The sequence below is a fragment of the Serratia sp. Ser99 genome, from assembly GCF_024519545.1.
Classification (GTDB): Bacteria; Pseudomonadota; Gammaproteobacteria; order Enterobacterales; family Enterobacteriaceae; genus Serratia; species Serratia liquefaciens.
In genome coordinates, this window is the sequence record NZ_JALJRT010000007.1 from 124,724 (window position 1) to 141,596 (window position 16,873).

General features: G+C 56.1%; 16 protein-coding genes and 1 tRNA gene. 11 read left to right on the forward strand and 6 right to left on the reverse strand.

Features of this window, described 5'->3' with window-relative positions:
* Positions 1-7 precede the first annotated feature (7 nt).
* From NR114_RS15380 to NR114_RS15400, 5 genes are all read left to right on the forward strand, one after another.
* Positions 8-1,549, forward strand: a complete 1,542-nt coding sequence (locus tag NR114_RS15380; protein ID WP_020824693.1) for a xylose ABC transporter ATP-binding protein — start codon at positions 8-10, stop codon at positions 1,547-1,549.
* Positions 1,527-2,711 (forward strand): xylose ABC transporter permease XylH, encoded by a 1,185-nt coding sequence (gene xylH / locus NR114_RS15385; protein WP_256814274.1) that lies wholly within the window; start codon positions 1,527-1,529, stop codon positions 2,709-2,711. The genes NR114_RS15380 and xylH overlap by 23 nt, the downstream gene beginning before the upstream one ends.
* Positions 2,712-3,029: 318 nt before the next feature.
* Positions 3,030-4,208, forward strand: a complete 1,179-nt coding sequence (xylR, locus tag NR114_RS15390) for a D-xylose utilization transcriptional activator XylR (RefSeq protein ID WP_115057929.1) — start codon at positions 3,030-3,032, stop codon at positions 4,206-4,208.
* A gap of 67 nt (positions 4,209-4,275) precedes the next feature.
* Positions 4,276-4,896 (forward strand): nucleotidyltransferase domain-containing protein, encoded by a 621-nt coding sequence (locus NR114_RS15395; protein WP_020824696.1) that lies wholly within the window; start codon positions 4,276-4,278, stop codon positions 4,894-4,896.
* Positions 4,847-5,287, forward strand: a complete 441-nt coding sequence (locus tag NR114_RS15400; RefSeq protein WP_256814275.1) for a DNA-binding protein — start codon at positions 4,847-4,849, stop codon at positions 5,285-5,287. Before NR114_RS15395 ends, NR114_RS15400 begins: the two co-directional genes overlap by 50 nt.
* A gap of 5 nt (positions 5,288-5,292) precedes the next feature.
* On the opposite strand, the gene NR114_RS15405 is transcribed toward NR114_RS15400, so the two are convergent.
* Positions 5,293-6,147: a LysR family transcriptional regulator gene (locus NR114_RS15405; RefSeq protein WP_020824698.1), complete on the reverse strand. Its 855-nt coding sequence runs from the start codon at positions 6,145-6,147 to the stop codon at positions 5,293-5,295.
* A 126-nt stretch (positions 6,148-6,273) separates the two neighbouring features.
* Here NR114_RS15405 and NR114_RS15410 point away from each other — a divergent pair, with 126 nt between their 5' ends.
* The 5 genes from NR114_RS15410 (at position 6,274) to NR114_RS15430 (ending at position 11,499) form a co-directional block, all read left to right on the forward strand.
* Positions 6,274-7,473, forward strand: a complete 1,200-nt coding sequence (locus tag NR114_RS15410; RefSeq protein ID WP_129941222.1) for a cyanate transporter — start codon at positions 6,274-6,276, stop codon at positions 7,471-7,473.
* 76 nt (positions 7,474-7,549) lie between these two features.
* Positions 7,550-8,896: an esterase-like activity of phytase family protein gene (locus NR114_RS15415; RefSeq protein WP_256814276.1), complete on the forward strand. Its 1,347-nt coding sequence runs from the start codon at positions 7,550-7,552 to the stop codon at positions 8,894-8,896.
* 102 nt (positions 8,897-8,998) lie between these two features.
* A tRNA-Sec gene (locus tag NR114_RS15420) sits at positions 8,999-9,093 on the forward strand.
* Between the two features lie 31 nt (positions 9,094-9,124).
* Positions 9,125-9,880: a nucleotidyltransferase domain-containing protein gene (locus tag NR114_RS15425; protein ID WP_176984496.1), complete on the forward strand. Its 756-nt coding sequence runs from the start codon at positions 9,125-9,127 to the stop codon at positions 9,878-9,880.
* An 881-nt stretch (positions 9,881-10,761) separates the two neighbouring features.
* On the forward strand, positions 10,762-11,499 hold the full coding sequence (locus tag NR114_RS15430; RefSeq protein WP_020824702.1) for a LuxR family transcriptional regulator: 738 nt from the start codon (positions 10,762-10,764) through the stop codon (positions 11,497-11,499).
* A gap of 63 nt (positions 11,500-11,562) precedes the next feature.
* Here the strand turns inward: NR114_RS15430 and NR114_RS15435 are convergent, their stop codons facing one another.
* Positions 11,563-12,147: a histidine phosphatase family protein gene (locus NR114_RS15435; protein ID WP_234529265.1), complete on the reverse strand. Its 585-nt coding sequence runs from the start codon at positions 12,145-12,147 to the stop codon at positions 11,563-11,565.
* Between the two features lie 144 nt (positions 12,148-12,291).
* Between NR114_RS15435 and NR114_RS15440 the strand changes: the two genes are divergently transcribed.
* Positions 12,292-12,528 (forward strand): DUF4282 domain-containing protein, encoded by a 237-nt coding sequence (locus NR114_RS15440; RefSeq protein WP_234529266.1) that lies wholly within the window; start codon positions 12,292-12,294, stop codon positions 12,526-12,528.
* Positions 12,529-12,564: 36 nt separating this feature from the next.
* Here the strand turns inward: NR114_RS15440 and NR114_RS15445 are convergent, their stop codons facing one another.
* From NR114_RS15445 to NR114_RS15460, 4 genes are all read right to left on the reverse strand, one after another.
* Positions 12,565-12,987 carry an HIT family protein gene (locus NR114_RS15445; protein ID WP_048759415.1) on the reverse strand — a complete coding sequence of 141 codons (423 nt, stop codon included), beginning with the start codon at positions 12,985-12,987 and terminating at the stop codon, positions 12,565-12,567.
* 104 nt (positions 12,988-13,091) lie between these two features.
* On the reverse strand, positions 13,092-14,129 hold the full coding sequence (locus NR114_RS15450) for a LacI family DNA-binding transcriptional regulator (protein ID WP_234529267.1): 1,038 nt from the start codon (positions 14,127-14,129) through the stop codon (positions 13,092-13,094).
* Positions 14,130-14,197: 68 nt separating this feature from the next.
* A complete protein-coding gene (locus NR114_RS15455) occupies positions 14,198-14,959 on the reverse strand; it encodes an SDR family NAD(P)-dependent oxidoreductase (RefSeq protein ID WP_048759418.1) in 762 nt (253 codons plus the stop codon).
* Between the two features lie 24 nt (positions 14,960-14,983).
* On the reverse strand, positions 14,984-16,855 hold the full coding sequence (locus tag NR114_RS15460; protein WP_234529268.1) for a TRAP transporter large permease subunit: 1,872 nt from the start codon (positions 16,853-16,855) through the stop codon (positions 14,984-14,986).
* Positions 16,856-16,873 lie beyond the last annotated feature (18 nt).

The window sequence follows — 16,873 nt, forward strand, 5'->3', positions numbered from 1 at the left end:
GGGAATAATGCCCAACCTATTAGAAATGAAAAATATCACCATGCAGTTCGGTGCGGTTAAGGCGGTGGATAATGTCAGCCTGAAACTGGAAGCTGGCCAGGTATTATCGCTGTGTGGTGAGAACGGTTCGGGAAAATCCACCCTGATGAAAGTGCTGTGCGGAATATATCCACACGGCAGTTATCAGGGAGATATTTATTTCTCTGACGATTTATTGACGGCGAAAAATATTCGTGACACCGAGCAGAAAGGTATTGCCATCATTCACCAGGAGCTGGCGCTGGTAAAGCAGATGACGGTGCTGGAAAACATGTTTCTCGGCAATGAATGGCGCCGCTACGGGGTGATGGATTATGACGCCATGTACCTGCGCTGCCGTCGCATGCTGGCGCAGGTCAAACTGGAGGTGGATCCCAATACGCCGATTGGCGAACTCGGGTTGGGGCAGCAGCAGCTGGTGGAGATCGCCAAGGCGCTGAACAAACAGGTTCGGCTGCTGGTATTGGATGAACCTACGGCTTCGCTGACGGAAAGTGAAACTGCCACGCTGCTGGCGATCATCGGGGATCTGCGCGATCACGGTATTGCCTGTATCTACATTTCGCACAAGTTGAACGAGGTGAAGGCGATCTCGGATCTGATCTGCGTGATCCGCGATGGCAAGCACATCGGCACCGGTCCGGCGGCGGAAATGAGTGAGGACGACATTATCGCCATGATGGTGGGGCGAGAGCTGACCGAGCTGTATCCGCAACAACAGCATGAGATAGGCGAGGTGATCCTGCAGGTGGATAACCTGACCGCCTGGCATCCGGTTAACCGTCAGGTTCGCCGAGTGGACGATGTCTCTTTCAGCCTGCGGCGCGGCGAAATACTCGGCGTTGCCGGGCTGGTCGGCTCAGGGCGTACCGAAACCATGCAGTGCCTGTTCGGCGTCTACCCTGGTCGTTGGCAGGGCAGCATTACCCTCAATGGTCAGCCGGCCACTATCAACAACTGCCGTCAGGCGATGCGCTACGGTATTGCCATGGTGCCGGAAGACCGCAAGCGTGATGGCATCGTCCCCGTGATGGGCGTCGGGGCCAATATGACGCTGGCGGCGCTGAGTGATTTCAGCGGCATGCTGACGGTGATCGACGACGCCCATGAACAGGCAACCATCCGCCAGTCGCTGGCGCAGCTGAGGGTGAAAACCTCCTCGCCAGAACTGGCTATCGCCCGCTTGAGTGGGGGCAATCAACAGAAGGCGATTCTGGCCAAGTGTCTGCTGTTGAAGCCGAAAATCCTGATTCTGGATGAACCGACACGCGGCATCGACATCGGTGCAAAACAAGAAATCTATAAATTAATCAATCAACTGGTACAGCAGGGGATTGCGGTGATCGTGGTTTCTTCCGAGTTGCCGGAAGTGCTGGGATTAAGCGATCGGGTGTTGGTGATGCACCAGGGGCGCATCAAGGCTTCGTTGATCAACCGCGGTTTGACTCAGGAACAGGTGATGGAAGCCGCTTTGAGGAGTGAAACAGATGTCGAAAAACACGCAGTCTGAAGCGTTGGTAGCGGCAAGGGTGGAGAAAAAAACGACGGTGAAGCTGAAATCCATCAATTTGCAGGTGTTTGTAATGTTGGCGGCGATAGTCGTCATTATGCTGTTCTTTACCTTTACCACCGAAGGGGCCTATCTCAGCGCGCGTAATATCTCCAACCTGCTGCGCCAGACGGCGATCACCGGCATTTTGGCAGTCGGAATGGTGTTCGTGATCGTTTCGGCGGAAATCGATCTGTCGGTCGGTTCGATGATGGGGCTGCTGGGCGGCGCGGCGGCGATTTTTGACGTCTGGTTCGGTTGGCCGTTGCCGCTGACCATCGTGGTGACGCTGGTGGCCGGTCTGCTGTTGGGGGCCTGGAACGGCTGGTGGGTTGCCTATCGCAAAGTCCCTTCGTTTATCGTCACTCTGGCGGGGATGTTGGCCTTTCGCGGCATCCTGATCGGTATCACCAATGGCACCACGGTGGCACCGACCAGCGGCGCCATGTCGCAAATCGGTCAGAGCTATTTACCGGGTGGGCTGGGTTTCGGTATCGGCGCGGTGGGGCTGATGCTGTTTGTGGCCTGGCAATGGCGGCGGCGCAGTCGACGCGTACAGCTGGGGTTGCCGGTAGCCACGCCGACCGGTGACGCAACCCGCCAGAGCATTTTGGCGCTGCTGGTACTCGGCGCAATCTATTTACTCAACGACTATCGCGGGGTGCCTACGCCGGTGCTGATCCTGACCGCGCTGATGCTGGCGGGGATATTTATGGCCACCCGCACCGCCTTTGGCCGTCGGATTTACGCTATCGGCGGCAATATTGACGCTGCGCGCCTGTCGGGCGTCAACGTCGAGCGCACCAAACTGGCGGTGTTTGCCATCAACGGTCTGATGGTGGCGATTGCCGGTCTGATCCTCAGTTCGCGGCTGGGCGCCGGTTCGCCTTCGGCGGGCAATATTGCCGAGCTGGACGCCATCGCTGCCTGCGTGATTGGCGGCACCAGCCTGGCCGGAGGCATAGGCAGCGTGGCCGGGGCGGTGATGGGGGCGTTTATCATGGCCTCGCTGGATAACGGCATGAGCATGTTGGACGTACCGACTTTCTGGCAGTACATCGTCAAGGGGGCCATTTTGCTGCTGGCGGTGTGGATGGATTCCGCCACCAAGCGCCGGGCATAAGAATATATCCTTCATACTTGAAGCTGCATCTGTGTTGGCTACACTCACTCACCCGGATCACTGACTTTAGTAAGCTCATCGGAATGAGTTCCTTTGCCGCCCTGATACGACTCCAATTATTTTGGATATAGCGCCCGCGGTCACAGTTATGAGGTGACGCTTGCTGCTCTCGCAGAGAATACCCTGTAGCTTTCAAGTTGCAGTCAGGCGACTCACTCGCCATCCCCAGACAGGGTAGGGGCGCTGCATGCTGCGCCCGCCTTAATCGGGGCGAATTTATTCGCCCCTACCGTCACTGGGGGTTACTGGGGATACCGCATGTTCGAAAAGCGCTTTCGCATTACGTTGCTGTTCAACGCCAATAAAGTGTATGACCGCCAGGTGGTTGAGGGCGTTGGTGAGTATTTACAGGCTTCACAGTGCGATTGGGACATCTTTATCGAAGAGGATTTTCGCTGCCGTATCGACAACATCAAGGACTGGCTGGGCGATGGGGTGATTGCCGATTTCGACGACCGTGAAATCGAACATTTGCTGCATAACGTCAGGGTGCCGATCGTCGGTGTGGGCGGCTCTTATCATCGTGATGAGGATTACCCGCCGGTGCATTACATCGCCACGGATAATCAGGCGTTGGTTGAGGCGGCGTTCAGCCACCTGAAGGACAAGGGCATTAATCGCTTTGCCTTCTACGGCTTGCCGAGCGAAGGCGGTAAACGTTGGGCGCAAGAGCGTGAACATGCTTTCCGTCAGCGGGTGGCGCTGGAGCAGTATCAGGGCGTGGTCTATCAGGGCATGGCCACTGCGCCGGAGAATTGGCAATACGCCCAGAACCGGCTGGCGGACTGGGTACAGACGCTGCCGCAGCAGACCGGCATCATCGCCGTGACTGATGCCCGGGCACGCCATCTGCTGCAGGTTTGCGAACATCTGGACATTGCGGTGCCCGAAAAGCTATGCGTCATCGGCATCGACAATGAAGAGCTGACGCGCTACCTGTCGCGGGTGGCGCTGTCTTCCGTGGCGCAGGGCACCCGCCAGATGGGCTACCGTGCCGCCAAGCTGCTGCATCAGTTGCTCGATCGTCGTGAGCTGCCGCTGCAACGTATTCTGGTGCCGCCGGTGAAGGTGATCGAGCGTCGTTCCACCGACTTTCGCTCGCTGCGTGACCCGGCGGTGATCCAGGCCATGCATTATATTCGCCATCACGCCTGTAAGGGTATCAAGGTCGAACAGGTGCTCGATGCGGTAGGGCTGTCGCGTTCCAATCTCGAAAAACGCTTCAGAGATGAAACCGGCGAAACCATCCACCATGTAATCCATCAGGAAAAGCTGGATCGGGCCTGTAACCTGTTAAAGGCAACTTCATTGACCATCAACGAGATTTCGCAGATGTGCGGCTACCCCTCACTGCAGTATTTTTACTCGGTATTCAAGAAGGGTTACGACATGACGCCGAAAGATTACCGCGAGCGTTACGGTGAGGTCGGGTATTAGTGCTTGCTTGTTTAATGTAGCTTTGTTGGCTACATTTGTAGCTAATAGGGCTACATAGAGAAGCACCATGTACGACTCTTTGCTCGATCTTTTATTCAGTGAATATCGACGAAAAGTGCTAAATCTGCTGCTAATGCAGCCGGAGCAGGCATTTCATGTCCGCGAAATTGCGCGTCGGACCGCAACTCAGGCCGGTACTCTACATAAAGAGTTGAGCAAGTTGGCGCTGGGCGGCATTCTGCTAAGACAGCCCCAAGGGAAGCAGATTTATTATCGCGCTAACCCCGACTGCCTGATTTTTGCAGAGTTGGTAGCGATTTTCCGCAAAACCTCTGGGGTGGCCGCACGTTTGCGGCAGGTATTATCCGAGCTTAATGCTGAGCTTGAGCTGGCGTTTATTTTTGGTTCGATCGCCAGTGGTAAAGCGACGGCAGACAGTGACATAGACGTCCTGATCGTCGGTCACTTGTCTTTTTCTGAGGTGATCAACGCGTTTTACCCGTTACAGCAGGAACTGGGTCGAGAAATTAACCCCAAGCTGTACTCGCCGGCAGAGTGGCAAATGGCTTTGGCGGAAAACTCAGCCTTTATTCAGGATATTATGAGTAAGCCCCAGCTAAGGATTTTGGGAGGCAAGGATGACGTTAGACAACCTGATAGGTCTTGGCCTGGAGGCGATACAACCTGACGCGGGCGCCATCAGAAAATTACTCTCCGCCGCTGCGCGTAACCAGCATGATGCCAGCATCACTTTGCTTAGCAATGAAACACGTTTTGATGCGGCCTATAAAGCGGTTATGCAAATTGCCAATGCTGCTCTGCAGGCGGAAGGTTTTCGGACTTCGACAAATAAACCTGGTCATCATCAGCTAATGATTCAATCGTTGCCGCTTACCCTGGGTATCTCGCGTGAAGCAATGATCTGTCTGGATGCTTTGCGAAAACAACGCAATATCGCTGATTACTCAGGTGATTTAGTGACGGATGCAGCAGTGTACACCTGCCTGGAACAAGCCGAGGCACTGTGGTTGGCGATTAATGATTGGTTGTCACTCAAACATCAGCATCTTTTGGAATAGCCTGTTCACACCAATCCGCAAAACGCCTTCAGCCGTTCAGCCAGTGCCGGGGTGGCGGCGGGGGCACCGTCGCGGTAATACAGCGCCAGTTCGATGCTGTCGATCGGCGGTAACCCTTCGGCGATGCCGAGCACCCGGTGGCTGGGCAAGCGACAGCTCGCTGGCAACAGCGTGACGCCCAACCCGGCGGCGGATGCGGCGGTGAGAGCCGCCAGACTGGCACTGCTGTAGCCGATGCGCCAGCGCTTGCCAAGGTTATCCAGCGCCTGGCACAGGTCATCGCGGTATAGGCCATTTAGCGGGAACACCGCCAGCGGTACCGGGGATTGTTCGATGGCCGGAAAGGCCAGGCTATCCAGCCACAGTAGCGGCTCCGGCCTGGCGGCGCGCGGAGGTTGACTACGACGCTGTTTCACCAGGATCAGGTCCAGTTCTTCACGGGCATAGGCGCTGTGCAGATCGGCGCTCAGGCCGCTGGTGACGTCCAGCCGCAGGTGCGGGTGCGCCCGGCTGAATTCCGCCAGCAGTTCCGTAGTTGGCGCCGCGAAATCCTCCGGCATCCCCAACCGCAGTACGCCGTCGCGCCAGATACCGGTCAGGGCGTCGTGTGCCTCTTCATTCAGCGCGATGATCCGCCGCGCATAGCTCAACAGTTTGACGCCTTCCTCGGTCAGCAACACCTGATGAGAGGAGCGCTCAAACAGCGGTTTACCGAGCATCTCTTCCAACCGGCGCACCTGCTGGCTGACGGTGGACTGCGATAAAAATACCCGGTCCGCGGCGCGGGTGAAGCTACCGCTGTCGCACACGGCGACAAAGCTGAGCAATAACTGCGGATTGAACATCGGGTAGCGATTCATTTTCCCACTGCTGGCTATTTTATTATTTAATTTCCCAATACTAGCGGCGTTGCCTAGAGTAATGCAACGCTGCGGCGTACAGGTTGTGACGTCGCACTCTTCACCCCGGAAGTTCAGGAATAGACCGTGTTAAATCATTTTATTGCTCCCCCTTTCTTACGCCGCTGGTTCAATCCCCTGCTGTGGGTACTGGTGCTGATTGGCTTGAATATGCGGCCGTTGCTGACGTCTATTGGCCCGCTGCTGCCGACGCTGCGCCAGGCTACCGGGCTGAGTTTTGGCGGCGCGGCCCTGCTGACCACCTTGCCGGTGTTGATGATGGGGCTGATGGCGTTGGCTGGCGGTGCCCTCAACCGTTTGTTCAGTGAACGCACCAGCGTTGTCCTGAGTTTGCTGGCCATTGGCCTGGGTGCTGCCTGGCGCGAGCTGGCACCGGGCAGCACGCAGTTGATGTTGAGTGCGGTGCTGGGCGGGCTGGGAATTGGCGTTATCCAGGCGGTGATGCCCGGTATTATCAAGCATCATTTTCTCAAGCAGATGGCGTTGGTGGCCGGGCTGTGGTCGGCGGCGCTGATGGGCGGCGGTGGACTGGGGGCGGCGATTACCCCCTGGCTGATGAGTGTTGGCCATGACTGGCATAGCGCGCTGGCCTGGTGGGCAGCACCGGCGCTGGTGGCGTTGATCGCCTGGTGGCCCGTCAGCCGAGGTTTGGCACGCCTGACGCCATCCGGTACTGCTCGCGGACCGAGCTTATGGTGCAGCCGTCGCGCCTGGTTGCTCGGTGCCTATTTCGGTTTGATTAATGGCGGCTACACCAGCCTGATCGCCTGGCTCCCCCCTTATTACATGCAGCTCGGCTGGCAGCCGCAGGCCAGCGGGTCGCTATTGGCGCTGATGACCTTCGGCCAGGTCGTGGGGGCGCTGCTGTTGCCCGCCTTGGCGCGCGCTACGGACCGCCGTCCGCTGTTGTTGCTGGCGCTGATCATGCAGTTGGCAGGTTTCATCGGCCTTATCTACCTGCCGCAAACGCTGCCTTGGCTGTGGGTACTGCTTTCCGGCCTGGGGCTGGGCGGTGCGTTCCCGCTGTGCCTGGTGCTGGCGCTCGACCATATTCCGCACCCGGCGGCGGCGGGGCGACTGGTGGCATTTATGCAGGGTATCGGCTTCCTGCTGGCGGGTACGACGCCGTACATTTCCGGCCTGTTGCGTGATTACAGCGGTGGTTTTGTGCTCGATTGGCAAATTCACGCACTGCTGGTGGTGGTGCTTATCGCCATCACCTGGTGCTTCCACCCGCGCAGCTACCGGCGAGCGTTCGCCGAATAATATTTCTGTCATTGCGGCTCCCTATAGTGACGTTGCTTTTACTTCTGGGCGATAACAACAAAAAGGGAACCATGACATGCACATCACCAAAACTCGTTTGGCGCTGTTGGCTGGCTGTATGGCGCTGAGCGGTAACCTGTGGGCTGATGCCCAACCGGTGTCTGCGACGCTGGCCGGGCATGCGATACTGGCGGTAAAATCCAGTATTGCGGCGCCACAGGGTGCTCCCACTGATTTGCAACAAAGCGGTAAGTACACCAGCGGCAAACGCGTGACGGAACTGGGCAGCGTGGCGGGAAAATCCGCCGATCGCATGACCGGTATCGGCCTGCCGATCGCGGGCCAACCCCTTCAGGGCCATTCCGGTATCAAGCACATGCCCGACGGCACCTACTGGGTGTTGACCGACAACGGCTTCGGCAGCAAAGCCAACTCACCGGATGCGATGCTGTACCTCAATCACTACAAAATCGACTTTGACAACGGCACGGTGACGCCGCTGAAAACGGTATTCCTGCACGATCCTGACCAGAAAGTGCCGTTCCATATCGTCAATGAGAGCACCGACCAGCGTTACCTGACTGGCAGTGACTTCGACCCGGAAAGCTTCCAGTTCGCCGACAATGCCCTGTGGATCGGCGATGAATTCGGCCCTTACCTGATCAAGGCCGATCTGGACGGTAAGGTTTTGGCGGTGTTCGACACCAAGGTGGACGGCAAGGTAGTCAAATCGCCGGATAACCCGACGCTGACCCTACCGGGTGCACCGGATGGCAAACAGAACTTCCAGGTAGCGCGTTCCAAGGGTTTTGAGGGCATGGCGGCATCGCCGGACGGCAGTAAGCTGTACCCGTTGCTTGAGGGCGCGCTGTGGGATGGCGAAAAGTTTGAAAACCGCGATGGAAAACGTTACCTGCGGGTGCTGGAATTTGACGTGAAACAGCAGGCCTGGACTGGCCGCAGCTGGCAGTACGTGCTGGAAGACAACCAGAACGCCATCGGCGATTTCAATATGATCGACGCTACCCATGGACTGGTGATTGAGCGTGATAATGGCGAAGGTACGCCGGACAAAGCTTGTGCGGCGGGTGCGCCAACCGACAACTGCTTCAGCCAGGTGGCGAAGTTCAAGCGGGTATATAAAATCGCTTTTTCTGATGCCAACGTCGGCAAACCGGTCGATAAACTGGCTTATATCGACCTGTTGAACATTCAGGACCCGAACAAGTTGGCGCGCAAACCGCTGAACAACGGTGTGCTGACCTTCCCGTTCTTCACCATTGAAAACGTCGACGTGGTGGACGGCAGTCATATTATTGTCGGTAACGACAATAACTTCCCGTTCTCCTCCAGCCGCCAGCCGAACATGGCGGATGACAATGAATTTATCCTGCTGGACGTCAAAGATCTGTTGAAGCCGTAATTCTGCCGGCCTCCGGTATTTTTGCCGGGGGCCGCCGCTATTTCCCTCTTAGCGCTAAGGATAAACTGCGCTATAATCAGGCTCTTGCTTCTGACTCCCGAAGGAAGATCCTCGTCCCCGGTGGGGCGGCCGGACTTCAAATCCGGTTGGGGCCGCCAGCGGTCCTGGGCAGGTTCGACTCCTGTGATCTTCCGCCACTCTCCAGCGTAAACCCCTTCGGAGCAGCCAATGACCTTCTGCCGCGATGGCTTTATCCCCACGGTAACCGACTTCTCATTGCAGGATGCGTTCACGCCTGTGCTGACAGCGTTGGTCGCAGGCTTGCCGAGCCATTTCCCCGACTTGATCCACTGTATTTATCTCTATGGCAGTGTGGCACGCGGGCAAGCGACACCGGGGGAGTCCGATTTGGATATCACCTTGTTGCTGAGTCGGCGGGCTACTGACGCTGAATTGGCGCTTATTGAGCAATGGCGTGAGGATTTCCAGCAACATCAGACGATAGTCAGTAAGGTGGATTTTGATATTGGCACCCTCGATGAAGCGCTAAATCCCGCCAATCGCTATAGCTGGGGCTATTGGTTGAAACACCATTGCCGCTGTCTTTGGGGAAATGACGTAAGCAACGCACTGCCACTGTTCCGGCCGGATCGTCGCATTGCGCGGGCGGTAAATGCCGATCTGCGCACCGTGCTGGAAGATTATGGTGTGAAAATCTCGGGCGGGTCTCGGGTTGCTGAGCTGCAACGACTCAAACGCGAAGCGGCCAGAAAGCTGATCAGAGCAACTAATATGCTGCGTGATCCTGATAGCCTGTTTTGGCCGATAGCGCTTGATGATTATGCCGAGCAATTATTAGCGCGGCATCCTGATAAGGCTACAGAAATAGATTATCTGCTGGCACATGCTATCAATAACGCTAATGACGCTGAGTTTACCGAGCGAATGATGGACTTTCTTTGTTGGCTTGAACGTCAGCAATAAAGCCGCCCCGAAGTGGCGGCTTATAACTTAAGGCTTAGGCGTACTGGGTTAACTTCCAGGTAGCCGCCTTATTATTGTAGGGCGGCATGGTATTACCTTTCGCGATGGGGGCGGTGGTTGATGGTGTGCCCACGACCTTCCAAACGCCGCTTTCCGGGCATTTTTGCCCTGTTGAAGCAGTAGTACCAAGGGGGGATCTGGTCATCATGATCTTTCCTTAATCAGTGCGGCGCTACCCTAGCACCGCTAATAAAGATATTTACAGGTTCCTGTAGATATTCAATCCCATAAGTGAAATACAAGACATTAGTTTGATATTAGTGAATGCTGGAGTTGATTTTCTAAATTTAAAGATATTTAGCTATTGTTTGTTTCGATATATAAATAATTTATATCATTTCTATTGCACTATTTTATTTATATATATGTTGATGAGTAATCTTAATTGATTATTATTAAATGGTTGGGGTGTTTATAAAATAGTCCAATATATAATAAATTAAAATAGCGCAGTGGACTCGGCTCAAAGACGTTATCTCTGGCGAACACCATTCTTTGCACTGACGCTAGATCGTCTAGTCAAACAGGGGCTGGTCAACAGCGTCAGCGCAGATGAATTTGAAAGGATAAATTAGCAGTGTTAAAGTAAGGATCCCGGTCAGCAGTGATTTTTCGTATACCCTGTCTGACCGGAAATTTTTCCCTGGTGTTGGCTGTGTTGGCTACCTGACCGTACAGGTCAGGTTTTTTTTCCAGTGCCTAACGAGACTCATTATATGTTGCGGTTCCAAATCCGTAAGTTGTACTTAAGTCCCATCTATACCTAAACTTAAGTTCAGGTTCGATCACCAAAGGGAAAGTCTGACCGCCACGGAGCCTGTATGTTTTCTGCCTTCAATGAAAATCGAACAATAACGGAAACCCTTCGGGATCATATCGATAGGAAGTTGTTACCATTCGGTAGCCCGGAATATGCCTACCTCGCTCTCAGAAAGAACAATCCATCAGATTCACTTATTATTTCAAGCTATCCGGGTGAGTGGCTGGATCTCTATCGAACCAATAATTTCCAACTCACTGACCCGGTAGTATTGATTGCGTCTAAACGCACTTCACCCTTTGTATGGGACGAGAATATTACTCTGATGACAGATAAGATATTTTCTCTCTCTAAACGGTACAATATTGTTAATGGATTGACCTTTGTGTTGCATGACCATCTGAACAATCTGGCGCTATTATCTGTCGTTATAGGCAGTCGCGTACAAGGGGAATTGGAAAAACGTATCTCATCCGATCTCGGGACTATGCAGATGTTACTGATCGATATTAATGAGCAGATGTATCGTCTAGCCGGATCGGCAATTCCCGGCATGCAGAAAAATAATATGAACACACAGAAGCCTATTTTCACCCCACGAGAAAAGGAAGTGCTGTATTGGGCGAGTATGGGTAAAACCTATGGGGAAATTGCTGCTATTTCAGGTATTTCCGTGAGCACGGTGAAATTTCATATGGGTAATACAGTGGTTAAATTGGGCGTCAGTAACGCTCGCCAAGCCATCCGGCGGGGCGTTGAGCTGGAACTTATTACGCCGGTGGCGACATCGGGCAGATAAAACGAAAGGTCAGGCGGTGAAACCTTCAGCCTTCTTGCAGGGCTGCCAGAAGGCAGTATGGTATTACCCCGCGAAAGGGCAGCTCTCCGCCAACTGAGTCAACCCCTCACGTTCTTGCCGGAACGAAACCTTGCCCTGATCCAGCGTGACCACAAAAATGCTGTCGAAGTCGCTGCCTGGCCATTCGGGCACCAAACTGGCGTCGCCGCCGCGCGCGGCAACGATGTTCTTCACTGCCTTATCGAGATTCTTGTGCTCCCAGGCGATGAAGATGCGCGAGTTTTGGTACTTATCGCTGAGCAGCTCCTGCTGCAGCCCGGCGATGTCATCGGCGTGGAATTGAATGCCGATCGGCAGTCCGACACGTATCGCGGTGGGCATAATGGTCGACAGTGCTCGCAGCGAACTGCCGGTCTTATTCTCTTTGGGCCCGGCGGCAAAGATAAAGTCAGGTTTGCCATAGCGGTCCAGTAGCACGTCCGGCAGTGCCAGCGCGCGATTGAGCCCTTTACAGGTTAACTGCCCGCTGTCGTTGGCGGGTTTTTCCCCGTGCCGCATGAAGATCAGCGTTTCCTGTGCCAGTACGCTTTGGCTGAGCAGCAGCGCCGCTAAACCGCCCAGGATTTTGTTGCCGATTTTGTTAAACATCCTCAACCCTTATGTAATGGCCTGCTGATTTCTGAGCGCTTTTCGTCACGTTACTCGCTATCATAACTGGCGTGACAACAAGGCATGCCGCACTGATGCGGTGCCTCTGGGATAATTAAATACTGGCCTAAGGAAGGATTTACAATGAAAAAAATTTTCTTTTTTGATGCGATGCTGACGCCGAAAATCATCACCGGCGTGTACTGGCTGTGCCTGCTGGGCATCATTGTTGTCGGGATTGGGTTGATGTTCTACGGTGAGTTCTTCCGCGGCCTGTTTGCGATCATTATCGGCGGCGTGTTCACCCGCGTTTGTTTCGAAATGATCATCATTGCGTTTAAAAATAATGAGTACCTGCGAAAAATCGCCGAAAAGCCTTAATTAAATAGTAAACGCCGGGCCATGCCCGGCGTTTTGTTATTCCCCCAGCGTTATTGCCAGCCGTTCCCTCATTAATTCAATAAAATTCTCCGGCACGGTTCTCGCCGTTGGCGCGCGTAGCGCCTGGCTCCAGACCGGCTCCGGGAAATGTGAGTCGTCGAGGTAGCGCGGGATGATATGCCAATGCAAATGGGGCAGTGCGGTGCCCAGGCTGGCGATATTGATCTTCGCCGGCGTCAGCAATTGCCGTAGTTGCGCTTCAACCTGAGCGACCACGGTCATGATGCTGTTGCGTTGGTCGTCACGCAAATCGCTCAGTTCGGCGATATGCTCATGCCAGACCACCCGACACCAGCCGGGGAAAGGGCTGTCGGCAATGAAAATGGCCCGGCACAGCGGGTTTTGCCACAGCAGGATTTCATTGGTTGGATGGCAGTAAACGCAGGATTCATTGTTCATTTTTATTCTCCCGCTGCGGTTTTGGGCGCAGCGAAGCTCCCGCCGCGCTTTAGCGCAGCATGGATTCAGTATGAAAGAGAGCGGAGCCGTAGCCCCGCAGGAGGTTACGTGTTAATGACCGACTGGCGGCGCACCAGGCTAGGCGCGAATAAAAACTCCTCCACCGGCAATTCAGGGTTTTCCAGCCGACCAATCAGCCGATCGACGATTTTCACCGCCATCTCGCGCAGCGGCGGCGCCACTGAGCTAAGCGCCGGGTTAAACAGCTCGGACAGGAACATGTTATCGATGCCGACAACTGAAATATCCTCGGGCACCCGCACACCAAGCCGCTGGAAGGAGGAAATCATGCCGATAGCCAACATGTCGTTCAGCGCCACAATGCCGTCCGGCCGGGTTTCACTCTGGCAAATTTGTTCGGCCAGCGTCTTGCCTAACTCGGCCATTTCAGCATCACCGTAGGCGAACTGCGCCTTGCCTTCGATCACCCAGGCCGGCAGCCCTGCGTTTTCCAGTGCCTGCCGGTAACCGGCAATTTTGTTGGCGCGGCTGCTGGTCATGCCGGAAGCGGTAGCGAAGGCGATACGGCGGCAGCCTTGGGCTATCAGATGCTGTGCCGCCATGCTGCCGGCGGCGCAATTATCCATCGACACGCTGTCAATCGGCAGCGCCGCCTCGCCAGGGACGGCCAGGGTGCGCTCGTCGTAGTTAATCATCACCAGGCCGCGTTTCAGGGCATCGCGAAAATGGGGGCGATCGTAAAACGTGGAGGCAACTACTACGCCGCGAATGCCTAACGCCAGCAGATCGTCGAGAAAACGGATCTCTTCTTCCTGTTGGCGATGGGTATCACCCAGCAACACCTGATAACCATAGTTTTGCTTGGCCGCCAGCTCAATTTCGCGCACCAGCGCAGCGAAGCTGGGGTTGACGATGGACGGCACCAGCAGGCCCAGCATTTTGACCTGCCCGGTTTTAAGCTGCTGCGCGGCGCGGTTTGGCTGGTATTGCAGTGCCGCCATCGCCTGTTCAATACGGGCCAGCGTATCCTTGCGCATCTGATCGACTCGGCCGTTCAGCACGTTGGATACCGTACTGACCGACACCCCGGCATGACGTGCCACATCACGTATATTCGCCATCACATTCCCGTTTTGCATTAACCCATTACCCCGACTTTATCACGCGGCCGAAAGTGAGTCACAGACCCTTAGGGCGCGAGTTGACCGCCGTTGACGTCGATAATTTGCCCGGTGATATATCCGCTACAGTTATGCGAGGCCAGGAACAGGTAGGTGGGCGCCACCTCTTCGCTGCGGCCAAAGCGGCCCATCGGAATGGAAGCGCGCATTTTACCCAGCACTTCGTCGCTCTTGCCGTGATGGAAGGCGGTGTCGATGCTGCCTGGCGACACGATATTGAAACGGATATTGTCCTGGGTGAACTCCTTCACCCAGTTGCGGTGGATATTGTGCAACCAGGCTTTGGCGCTGGCATACAGCCCGGCGCCGATCCCGCCGCCTTCGCGTGCAGCAATGGAGCCGGTGCTGATGACGCTGGCGGTCGTCCCATTCTCGCGAGCCGAAGCGCGCAGGTGAGGGATAGCGAATTTGGTCACCATCAGCGCCGAGCGGCAGTTCAAATCTATCACTCGATCAAAAAACTCGTCGTCTATCGCTTCCAGCCCGTTGCGACCGCCCAATCCACCGGCGTTGTTGATCAAAATATCGATGCCGCCAAAGCGGGCGACAAAGGCTTCCACCAATGCCTCACAGCCGGCGGAGCGCGACAGATCGGCCGAGAAGAATGCGCATTCACCGGGGAAGGTGGCGATCTCTGCCGGTGGCTCACTGCGCAGGCCGTTAATGCCTACCTTGGCGCCGTGCCGGGCGAACAGGGCGGCGGTCGCCAGCCCGATACCGGCGGTGGAACCGGTGATCAATACGCGTTTGTCGGTTAAATCAGAGAACATGGTGTGACTCCTTGCTTGAGAAAATCAGTAGCCCAGCCGCGTCGGCAACCAGGTGGAGAGCGCCGGGAATAGCGCGATAACGATGATGCCGAACAGCACGATCAGCAGGTATTTGGCCATAGGTTTAATCACGTCCTGCATCGGGACGCCGCAGATGGCGCAGGTGGTGTACAACCCCAGGCCGATCGGCGGGGAAAACAGGCCGAAACCCATCGCCAGAATCATCACAATGGCGTAGTGCAACGGGTTGAAGCCGAGCTGGGTGGCGATGGGCACCAGGATCGGCGCAAAGATAATCAGCGCCGGAGCGCCCTCCAGCACTGCGCCGAAGATAATCAGGATGACAATCGACAGCAGCAGGAACAGCCACGGACCGTAGTCTGCGCCGATGGCGACCAGCAGCTGTGCGCACTGCTGCGGGATCATTTCGATGGTCAGAGCGAAGGACAAACTGGTGGCGCAGGCGACGATAAACAGCAGCATGCCGGACAGCGCGGCGGTGTCGACAAACAGCTTCAGGGTAGCTTTCAGCGTCAGCTCACCAAAGGCCAACCGCCCGACCACGATGGCGTAGACCACCGCGAAGGCGGAGATCTCCGTGGAGGTGGCGATGCCGGCCACCACCCCCTTGCCGATCATCAAAATCATGACCAGACCGACGGCGGCGCCGATCAGCAGTTGGCGCGTCGGCATCCGTACCGGGTAGGCGTCATCGACGTTGATGCGTTTGCCGAATATCACGGCGGCAATCAGCAGCAATACCAGCAGGCATAGGGCGGGGATCAGCCCGGCGATAAACAGCGCGCCAATCGAAATGTTGGCGATAAAGCCCATTACGATCAGGTTTACACAGGGGGGAATGGTCTCCGCCATAATGGCTGAAGCGGCGAATACCCCGGCAGACTCTTCGGCAGGTTGGCGAGCCCGACGTACCGCCGGCATCAGCACGCCGCCGACCGTGGCGACGTCCGCCAGCTTGGAACCGGAAATGCCGGAGAAAAACGCCATCGACAAAATCGTCGTCATGTTCAGGCCGCCGCGATAGCGCCCCATGCCGCGCACGATCAGCTCAACCAGCCGTGACGACATGCCGTTGACTTCCATCACCGCGCCGGCCAACAGAAAGAACGGGATCGCCAGCAGCACGAAATGGTCGACGCCGGCGGTGACCTGTTGGGCAAAGAAGACGAACGGTAGCGACGGATCGCTGAGGAAAAACACCATCGCCGACATCCCGAGGGTAAAGGCGATCGGCACGCCGGAGATAATGCCAAGAATAAAGCAGGCCAGCATCAACGCGGCGGGCAGCGAGCTGAGCCCGGTGGCAGTATGCAAGCTAAGGTAGCCCGCGCCACCCAACAGCGCGACAACGGCGGCGCTGGTTAACACCACTTTCAGCGGCGCCTGGCAGGCGTGGTCGAGCGCGCTGACCAACATCACCGCGGCACCGATAAATACCGGCACCACGAAAATTGCCTGCGGCAGGCCGTGCTCGGTGGTCTGCGGCAGCGAAATACCGACCAGGCTGAAGCTGGATACCGTCAGCCCCAATGCCACCAACACCAAAACCCAGCGGCTGGCATGCACCACATACGGCCGGGTGGCTTCCGGTAGCCAGCGCAGAAACAGATCGACACCAATGTGTCTGCCGCGCCCGGTGGAGGTGGCGACGCCGAAGAACACCAGCGTCACCATCAGCGCTCGCGCCACCTCTTCAGCCCATTCGATCGGGCTGTGCAGCGCGTAGCGCCAGACGACTGAAGCGAATACCACCACCACGTTCACCAGCAGCGCCAGTGCGCCGCCCCAGGCGGTAAAGCGGGTCAGGCCGCGGCTTAACTGCGTCAGAATAGCCACTTTTTTCACGCTCATTTCAAGGGTTACAGGAAGGGTCATAGCAAATCCTCCGCCGGG

Excerpts from the sequence above, each read along its gene's own strand:
- NR114_RS15380 (WP_020824693.1), top strand. The coding sequence starts at position 8 with ATGCCCAACCTATTAGAAATGAAAAATATCACCATGCAGTTCGGTGCG.
- xylH (WP_256814274.1), top strand. The coding sequence starts at position 1,527 with ATGTCGAAAAACACGCAGTCTGAAGCGTTGGTAGCGGCAAGGGTGGAG.
- xylR (WP_115057929.1), top strand. The coding sequence starts at position 3,030 with ATGTTCGAAAAGCGCTTTCGCATTACGTTGCTGTTCAACGCCAATAAA.
- NR114_RS15395 (WP_020824696.1), top strand. The coding sequence starts at position 4,276 with ATGTACGACTCTTTGCTCGATCTTTTATTCAGTGAATATCGACGAAAA.
- NR114_RS15400 (WP_256814275.1), top strand. The coding sequence starts at position 4,847 with ATGACGTTAGACAACCTGATAGGTCTTGGCCTGGAGGCGATACAACCT.
- NR114_RS15405 (WP_020824698.1), bottom strand. The coding sequence starts at position 6,147 with ATGAATCGCTACCCGATGTTCAATCCGCAGTTATTGCTCAGCTTTGTC.
- NR114_RS15415 (WP_256814276.1), top strand. The coding sequence starts at position 7,550 with ATGCACATCACCAAAACTCGTTTGGCGCTGTTGGCTGGCTGTATGGCG.
- NR114_RS15425 (WP_176984496.1), top strand. The coding sequence starts at position 9,125 with ATGACCTTCTGCCGCGATGGCTTTATCCCCACGGTAACCGACTTCTCA.
- NR114_RS15430 (WP_020824702.1), top strand. The coding sequence starts at position 10,762 with ATGTTTTCTGCCTTCAATGAAAATCGAACAATAACGGAAACCCTTCGG.
- NR114_RS15435 (WP_234529265.1), bottom strand. The coding sequence starts at position 12,147 with ATGTTTAACAAAATCGGCAACAAAATCCTGGGCGGTTTAGCGGCGCTG.
- NR114_RS15440 (WP_234529266.1), top strand. The coding sequence starts at position 12,292 with ATGAAAAAAATTTTCTTTTTTGATGCGATGCTGACGCCGAAAATCATC.
- NR114_RS15445 (WP_048759415.1), bottom strand. The coding sequence starts at position 12,987 with ATGAACAATGAATCCTGCGTTTACTGCCATCCAACCAATGAAATCCTG.
- NR114_RS15450 (WP_234529267.1), bottom strand. The coding sequence starts at position 14,129 with ATGGCGAATATACGTGATGTGGCACGTCATGCCGGGGTGTCGGTCAGT.
- NR114_RS15455 (WP_048759418.1), bottom strand. The coding sequence starts at position 14,959 with ATGTTCTCTGATTTAACCGACAAACGCGTATTGATCACCGGTTCCACC.
- NR114_RS15460 (WP_234529268.1), bottom strand. The coding sequence starts at position 16,855 with ATGACCCTTCCTGTAACCCTTGAAATGAGCGTGAAAAAAGTGGCTATT.